We start from the raw sequence: 8,810 nt of genomic DNA on the forward strand, positions 1-8,810 counted from the left end.
CGCGAACCCATCATAAGGGGGAAAACTGTTACCTATCTATCCGGTTCAAACTGTTACCCATCTATCGGCTGGACACCGGCAGGGCAATGAGGGGCAGCACAAGCCTCACTTTCATATTCGCCAAGGCGCCTTACGGCGCCTTGATCTCCATCATGCCGGTGGCGGTGCGGGCCGAATATTGCGGCCGGTACATGTCCTCCACCGTTGCCGCCGGGTGCGCATAGGTACCAGGCGTCACCGCGCGCACGACATAGGCGAGCGTCAGATTGTGGTCATGATCGCCGTCGGCCGGGTTGAACGCCGCGACGAAACGGTCGTCGCGGAATTCGAGATGCGCGGCATCGGTCTGCGCCAGCCACGAGAAGTTCGTCAACTGGGCGCTGGAGACCAGGCCGGGATTGTCGATCTCGAAGCCGGCCGGCAACAGGTCGGTGACCAGCAGGCGCGACGGCCATTTGTTCTGCTCGTTGACCTTGAGCACGACGACATAGCGTTCGTTCTGCGTCGCCTCGGTGACATTGGCCTCGGTGCCGTCGAGCTTGTAGTAGGTGCGGTTGATGGTGAAGCCGTCGCCGCCGGCCGGCAAGGGCTGGACCGGCGACGCCACGGTGGTGACGACGGCCTGCAGCGGGGTCTTGCCGGTGTTGGCGATGGTCAGCGGGCTGTCGGCCAGGTCAGAGCCTTCCGCCTGGTTGGAGTAGCCGCCGGAATGCGCCGCGCCATTGACGGCCAGCGTGATCGTATCATTGCCCTCCTTCAGCGCGCGGGCCGCCAGCAGCATCCAGGATTCGTCCTGGGTGGTGGTCCAGCGGGCTTCCGCGCGTTCCCTGGTCACCAGCTTGATCAGTTCCGGCACGATTGTCGGCACCGGCTTCGATTCCGCCGCCAGCGCCAGCATCGCCGCGCCATCACGCAGCCGCGAACCGTAGTCGGAGCGGTAGTAGTCGTAGTCGGTGGTCGACTTTGCCAACTGCAAGGCGGTCTTGAAGGTGGCTTCGGCGCGCGGTGTATCGCCGTAGAGCGCCAGGCTTGCCGCCAGCTGGGCAACGGCCATCGGGCTTGAGAAAGCTTCGAGTTGGGTATCCGCATAGTAGCGCAGGTCGCCGATCGAGGCCTTCTTGTTGCGGGCCAGAACGTAGAGGGCGTAGGCGATCTCGCTGCCACGGTCCTGGACGCTCTGGTCGTAGCCGAGCGAGTTCTGCAAATTGCTCAGCGCCTGGTTCATGGCCAGGCTCGGCACGTCGTATTTCTGCTCGCGCGCCCTGGTCAGGAAGTCGGTGACATAGGAATCAAGCCACAGATCGCCGGAGCCCGGACCCCACAGGCCGAAGCTGCCGCCCGAGGCCTGATAGCTCAGAACCTTATAGATGGCGTCCTGGATGCGGCCATGGATATCGGGATCGCTGGCCATGCCGACGCCGGAAGCCAACTCATTGACGTAGAGAAGCGGCATGGCGCGGCTGGTGGTCTGCTCGGCGCAACCATAGGGGTAGCGGTCGAGCGTCATCAGCAGCGACGGCACGTCGAAGGCGGCGGCCTGCGAAACGCCGACACTGACGGAGGCGCCGTTGAGCAGGCTGGCTGCCAGCAGTTCCTTGTCGACGCGCAGCGCGCCGCCATTGCCCTTGAGGTCGACCACCAGCCGGGTGGTCACCGGCAATTGCGCCGGGCGCACCGGCACATAGAGCGTCTGCTCGACCCTGGTGCCGTCGGCATGGGCAAGCTTGATGGTGAGCGAGGCATTGCCGGCCGTCTGAGCGACCAGCGGCACGGTCAGCGTCTGGCGCTTGCCCTGGGCGAGCGTCAGCTTCTGGGGCAGGGGCTTGTCGCCGGTCGACAGGTCACCCGTTGTTTCGATCGAGAACGCATAGTCGCCGGCCGGACCATCGGTGTCGGCGACGTCTAGGCGCATGACGGCGGCGTCACCAGGCGCCAGGAAGCGTGGCAGGCCAGCGGTGATCACGATGGGATCGCGCACGATGACATCGGACTGGGCGTGGCCGACCGCATCCTTGGTCCAGGCGACGGCCATGACGCGCACGGTGCCGTTGAACTGCGGGATGTCGAAGTCGACGCGCGCCTTGCCGTCGGCATCGAGTTCGACGATGCCGGAGAAGAAGGCGACCAGTTTTTCGGTCGGCGGGTTGCCTTGCGCCTGCATGTTGGCGCCGTCGCCGCCGGTCCGGAGCTTGCCGGTATTGCCGAGCGAGCCATCGATCAGGCGGCCGTATATGTCGCGGATTTCCATGCCCAGCATGCGCTGGCCGAAGAACCAGTTCTCCGGATCCGGCGCCTTGTAGTTGGTCAGGTTGAGGATGCCGACATCGACGGCGGCAACCATGACGTAGGCATTGCTTCCCGGCTGCACGCCGGCGACCGAAACCGGGATCGACAGCTGCTGGCGCGGCATGGTCTTGTCCGGCGGCGTCAAGGTGATGGCGAGCTTCTTCGAGCCCGGATCGACCTTCAGCCATTTCACGCCGATGGCGCGGGCCGGCATGCGCGTTTCCTGCGCATCGCCCGGCCTGAAAAGCGTTGCCGTGACATAGGCACCGGCACCCCAATCGTCGCCGACCGGTATGTCGACCGTGCTGCCGCCGGCCGGCACGGATGCCGTGACGGTCTTCAACAGTTTGTCGGAACCGATGTTGATGAGAAGTTCGCCGGCAAAATGCGGCGAGACTTTCAGCTTGGCCACTTCGCCGGCGGCATAATTGTCCTTGTCGAGGGCGATTTCGAGGCCGTCAGGCGTTTCGGTGGTGGTCGAGGAGACATACCAGCCGGCATCGAACTCGTAGCTTGTCGCCGGTCCCTCGGGATCCGATGTTTCGACCTCGAGGCGATACTGACCCCAATCGACCGGCACGGAGACCGTCGCGTCGCCGTCGGCGCTGAGGTCGACCTGACCGTTGGCGATCGACTTGGTGAAGGTGACCGGCTCGTAGTTCCAGGAATTGTTGGAGCGGTACCACTGGTAATTGCGTTCGACCTTGACCAGCGTCCACTGCGCGCCTTTCAGCGCCTCGCGCTTGCCGTCGGGATCGACGGCGATCAGGCTGAACTTGGCGGTGCCGCCCTGGGGCACTTCATTGTCCGCGAAATCCGGACGGATGCCGATCATATGGCCTTGCGGGCGGATGCCGATGTTGAGCGAACGCTCGATGGCGCGGCCGCCGGTTTCGCGCATCCTCACCGTCACCTTGGCGTCGACCAGCTTGGTGGTCGAGGGCAGTTGGTCGACGGAGACCGGGAAGGTCACCTTGCCGTCATCGCCAACCACCGGCAGACCGGCGAGGGGGGTGACCGTGGGTTCGGCCGACTGCTCGTCGGCAAGACCGAAGGAAAAGCCCTGGAAACGGTCCCAGTGGCGCGACGTCGACAGCGTCAACTCGCCTTCCAGCGCCAGGCCCGCCGCCGGCGCGCCATAGAGGAAGCGGCCGTCAATGTCGATGTTGGCGGTTTCGCCCTGGGTGATTTCCTGCTTGTCGGCCTTCATATCGAATTCGATGCGATCCGGCACGAAATCCTCGACCAGGAACATCTGGCTGGCCACCGCCGGCTGCTTGGGATCGGTGTAGATCGACACCGACCAGGTGCCTCGCATGGCGTTGGGTTCGAGCGGCAGGTCGACGGCATGGCCACCGGCCGAAGCGCCGTCACTGACGATGCGGCGGCTTTCGACACCGTCGGGGCGCGAGAAGACGAAGGTCAGCGGCAGGTTCTCGACCGCCTTGGCGGCGCCGTCGCGGGCAAGGGCCGCGACATGGACATCCTCGCCGGCACGGTAGATGCCGCGTTCGGTCCAGGCATAGACGTCCAGGGCTCCTGGCGCCGCGCGCCCGGTGACGCCGCGGTCGGACAGATCGAAGCCGGCCCGGCCCATGTCGAGGAAGACGAAATCATTGTCGCCCTGCTTGGCCATCAGCACGGCCGGCACCATGCCGCCGTCGCCGCGCGTCAGGCCGGGGTTGAAGACGGCATGGCCATCGGCATCCGATGTCGCCGTGCCGAGAACCTCATTGTTCCTGGCAACCAGCGTCAGTTCGGCGCCGGCGATCGGCTTGGCGCTGCCCAGCGAACGGGCAAAGACATTCAACCCATCCTGGCCGGTATAAGTCGACAGGCCGATGTCGGAGACGACGAACCATTGCGTGGCCATCGAATTGTAGTCGTCGCTCTTGTCATTGACGGCCTGCGCGGTCAGCACATAGACGCCGGGCTTGCGCTGCGGCAGCGCCTCGTCAACCGGGAAGGAGGTGGTGACCTCCTTGTTGAGATCATTGGCGATGTCGAGCTGGCCTTGCCAGACCGGCGCGCCCATCTGCTCGGAAATGTTGGAGATGTCGTAGCCGTCGAGCTGGTGCAGGAACTGGTAGCCCGACAGAAGCTGGGCCAGCGAACGATCGCCGATGCGGTAGAGCTTCATTTCGGCGGCGTTCATGTTGACGGTGACGATCGGAATGCCGCGGCGCGCGCCGGCCGGCAGCACGAAGCTGTCACCGGTGAAGCGGGCGGACGGTGCGCGGTCCTGCACATAGATCGACAGCACCACCGGGGCCGCGGTCACCTCGCCGATTGCCGCCGGCAGGCCGGCGCGGAAAGTGACGTCGTAGTGCTGGCCATGCTCCAGTCCTTCGACGCAGATTTGCTTGTCCTTGGCCTCGACGCCCTTGGGCGGCGCGTTGTCGACGGTGACGAACTGCGCGTAGTCGACGCCGGTCTTGACCAGATCCTCGGAGAATTGCGCGCAAATGCGCGGCGCGCTGGTGTCGGCGTCGATGGTGTGGTCGATAACGCGGAAACCCTTGCGGGCCTTGAGATCGGCATAGTCGGCCTGGACCGCCGGCGAAGGGTTCAGGGCAAGGCTGGCTTCATAGGCCTGCAGCGCCGGCCGGTAGAGATCGCGCTTGTCGAGCCCGTTGCCGAGCAGCGCCAGCACTTCGGCGCGCGTCTTGGTGGTGCGCAGCAATTTATAGGCATTGAAAGAGGCCGACGTGCTGTTCGCCGGCAAAGTGGAGGCTTCGGAGGTGCTTGCGGCAGGCTGCACGGCCAGCGTTTCACGCGCCAGGTTAAGCCAGAGCTGGCCATCATCGGGCAGCACCGAGACCGCGGCCTCGTATTTCAGCATGGCGGAGCGGTGATCCCCGGTCAGCACGGCCTGTTCGGCGGCGTTCAGCAAGGCAGCCATGCCTTCGGTCGGCTTGTCATAGGCCGGGCCGAGCAGCTTGTTGCGGTATTGCTGGGCCTGATCGGCCATCCAGTTGGGGAAGAAAGCGAGTTCCGGCGGCGCGCCGATATCAGGATCGCCATCGATGTTGACGACCTTGCCCGCGACCGCGCCGTTGAAGGTTTTCAGCTGGTTGTAGTCGGATTTGAGGAAGCACCATTTGGCTTTTTTGTTGTAAGTGAAGGCGCGGCAGGCCGGGTCTCCCAGGCATGTCGTCTTGCACTGGTCGATTGTCACATTCTGGTCGGACCTGAGATCAAAGCCGAAATAATCGGAATTGTCCGTTGTCGCGATCCGCCGGGCCTCGGCCGCTTGCGCGGCGCTGCTCCAGGCCAGGACATTGGCCCAGGCGAGAAACAGAAGAATCAGGATAGACAGACCACGAGCCGCGCGCATTGCCATAACACCCCTCCAGACACAGCTGACGTCCGGGCATGATCAAGCTTCAGTCAGGCTTGTCAACACAAGGACGCGGCAGGGTTCCGCCTGCCAACGGTTTCCTTTCCGGCCGATCACCGGTAGTACCTCCATAGGACAGGGGATCACGCTTTCTTGCGGCGACGCAAAAGGTGTGAATTCCAAGCCCGCCCTATTTCAGACAATTGGATTGTGGCCCCTTTACGAGCGCTTCAGAACTTCATTCCAGTTTTAGTTTTGTGATCTAGGTTGTCTTAATGCCGGCGCATGAAGAGCAGATGTCAGGAGGTCGCGCGCCAGGGCGTGCGCTTCCGCGCGCCCTGCTGTTGGCCATGATGTGCTCGACCGTGCTCGTCGCCGAATCGCGCCCGTCGGTCGCTTTCGAGCTTTTCGGCATCAAGCTGTGGGGGTCGTCCAGCGACGAGGATGCCGATATCGTCGATCCCCTGCGTTACGCCGTGACCATTTCCGCCCCCGACGCCGACAAGGATCTGGTCAAGAAGCTCGAAAATGCCTCTGCGCTGAAGAGTGACGAGGAGCGTCCGGTTTCCGGTTCGCTCGGACTGATGGCCAAGGCGCGCAGCGACCGCGAACAGCTTGTCGCCGCGCTCTATGCCGATGCCCGTTACGAAGGCGTCGTCACCGTCACCATCGACGGCAAGCCGCTCGACGATTTGCCGCCGGATGCCGAATTCAACGGGCCGCAGCCGGTTCCCGTGGTCATCGACATTGCCAGCGGGCCGAAATTCACCTTGGGCAATATCCACCTTGAGGGCGACGCAGCGGGGCTGATGAGCGCCGATTACGGCTTGATATCAGGCGGCGATGCGGGATCCGGCGCTGTGCTCAAGGCCGAGGCGCTGATCGTGCGGACGCTGAAGGAGCAAGGCAGGCCGCTGGCAGAGGTGACGGACCGGCAGATCGTCGCCGACCACGCTACTTCGACGCTGGACGTGACGCTGACGGTCGCCGCTGGGCCGGTCGCCGGCTATGGCGACACAACGGTGGAAGGCACCGAAAAGGTCGACCGCGACTTCACCGAATACATGACCGCCCTCAAGCGCGGCCGGCAGTACTCGCCGCAAGAGATCGATGACGCGCGCGACCGGCTGCTGGCGCTCGAGGTCTTCAACAGCGTGACGTTCAAGGAAGCCGACACGCTCGATGCCGACGGCAACATTCCGATCGGCGTCCAGGTCAGCGAGCGCAAGCCACGCTATTTCGGCGTCGGCGGCACCTTCTCCAACACCGAGGGGCTGGGCCTGGAAGGTTATTGGGGCCACCGAAATTTGTTCGGCCGGGCCGAGAAGCTGCGCATCGACGGCAAGATCAGCGGCATCGGCAGCAACGATCTCGGCGAGCTCAACTACAATGCCGGCATCATGTTCGAAAAGCCGGGCGTGATCGGGCCGGCATCGAAGTTCTTCGCCGGCGTCAAGACGGTACTCGAACATCCTGACGCCTATGACCATTTCTCGGTCAAGGGCAGCACCGGGCTGTCCTACGAGCTGACCAAGAAGCAGACGGTTTCCGCCGAGGTGGCGCTCGACTATTCCCGCATCCACGACGCTTTCGGCAAGCACAAATACCTGATCGCCAGCATTCCGCTGCAATATGTCTATGACAACCGGGACAACCGGCTGAACCCGACAAGCGGCTTCCGGGTGCTGGCCTATGCCGAGCCCAGCTACGACATTTTGAGCGGTGCGGCGTTCCTGAAGCTGAGGGGCGAAGGGTCGGCCTATCAGTCGCTGGACTCGGCTTCGAAGTTCGTGCTGGCCGAACGTGTCGCCCTCGGTTCGATCGTCGGCACCAGCCTCGAACATGTGCCAGCCGACCGGCGCTTTTATTCCGGGGGCGGTGGCTCGGTGCGCGGCTATGCCTATCAGGGCATCGGACCCAAGGACTTCACCGGCCAGCCGATCGGCGGCCTGTCCTTCTTCGAAACCTCGGTCGAGATGCGCATCGCCATCACCGATACGATCGGCATCGTGCCGTTCGTCGACGCCGGCACCGTATCGACCAAATCGGTTCCCGATTTCTCCGATGTCAAGGTCGGCGCCGGCGTCGGCCTGCGCTATGTCACGCCGTTCGGGCCACTGCGCATCGATGCCGCCGTGCCGCTCAACCGCGATCCGGGCGACCCGCGTTTCGGCATCTATGCCGGCATCGGGCAGGCATTCTGAGCGATGAAAACAGTCTGGCGCGTCCTCCGCATTGTTCTCTACACGCTGCTGATCGTGGTTGCGGGAGCGATCGGCGCGCTCGTGGTGCTGACCAAGACCGAGCGCGGCCGCGACAATCTCGCCGGCATCATTTCGCGGCTGGCTTCGAACGACGACCGCAAGATCACGGTCAGCGGCATAGACGGCATCTGGTCCGGAGCGCTCAGCGTCGACCATGTCGTGCTGGAGGACCGCGAGGGCGCCTGGCTGGTGGCGCGCAAGGTCGCCGTGGACTGGTCGCCGCTGGCGCTGCTGTCGAAAAACTTCAACGCCGACCGTATCGCTGCCGAGCGTATTGAACTGGCGCGATTGCCGGTGGCCAGCACGCAGCCAGCGCCGAGCGGGGGCACGACGACGCTGCCGGTTTCCATTGACATCAAGCAGATCGATCTGCCCGAGATCGCGCTTGGCCAGCAACTGGCCGGCAGCGGCATCGCCGAGCTTGCGGCCAAGGGATCGGTCAAGGCCGATGCCGCGCCACTGGCGGTCGAGACGGTGCTCAACATCACCCGCCATGACGGCAAGCAAGGGGATGTCGACGCCAAGATCCACTTTGCGCCGGCGGACAACAGGCTCGATCTCGACCTGAGGGCCTCGGAGCCGGCAGGCGGCATCATCGCCAATCTGCTCAAGCTGCCCGATACGCCACCGGTCGACATAAATGTCTCGGGCACGGGGCCGCTCGCCAATTGGAACGGCATCGGCACGTTCTCAGTCGACGGCAAGATCGTCACCCAGCTGACGGGTCGCCACCAACTGACCGACAAGGGCAATCATATCGAGGCCAAGGGCGACGGCGATTTCGCTCGCTTCCTGCCTGAGAATTTCAAGCCGCTGTTTGCCGGCAAGACCAGTTTCGACATTGCCGGCACCGCCACATCGGCCGGTGGCGTCAGTGTCGACCGCGCCAACATCGACAGCGATGCGGTGCACGGCACCGC

General features: G+C 64.1%; 2 protein-coding genes and 1 pseudogene. 2 read left to right on the forward strand and 1 reads right to left on the reverse strand.

Annotation, left to right across the window (positions count from 1 at the left end; translation table 11 throughout):
- Positions 1-130 precede the first annotated feature (130 nt).
- Entirely contained in the window at positions 131-5,629 is a 5,499-nt protein-coding gene (locus EN749_RS24040; protein WP_128364111.1) for an alpha-2-macroglobulin family protein, read from the reverse strand.
- A gap of 272 nt (positions 5,630-5,901) precedes the next feature.
- Here EN749_RS24040 and EN749_RS24045 point away from each other — a divergent pair, with 272 nt between their 5' ends.
- The gene (locus tag EN749_RS24045; protein WP_127809949.1) at positions 5,902-7,830 is read left to right on the forward strand and encodes an autotransporter assembly complex family protein; all 1,929 of its coding nucleotides are present in this window, start codon (positions 5,902-5,904) and stop codon (positions 7,828-7,830) included.
- A gap of 3 nt (positions 7,831-7,833) precedes the next feature.
- A pseudogene (locus EN749_RS24050) lies at positions 7,834-8,810 on the forward strand (translocation/assembly module TamB); the annotation flags it as partial.

It is taken from the genome of Mesorhizobium sp. M7A.F.Ca.ET.027.02.1.1 (assembly GCF_004022985.1).
Classification (GTDB): Bacteria; Pseudomonadota; Alphaproteobacteria; order Rhizobiales; family Rhizobiaceae; genus Mesorhizobium.

Coding starts and splice junctions, on each gene's coding strand:
- EN749_RS24040 (WP_128364111.1), bottom strand. CDS start 5,629: ATGGCAATGCGCGCGGCTCGTGGTCTGTCTATCCTGATTCTTCTGTTT.
- EN749_RS24045 (WP_127809949.1), top strand. CDS start 5,902: ATGCCGGCGCATGAAGAGCAGATGTCAGGAGGTCGCGCGCCAGGGCGT.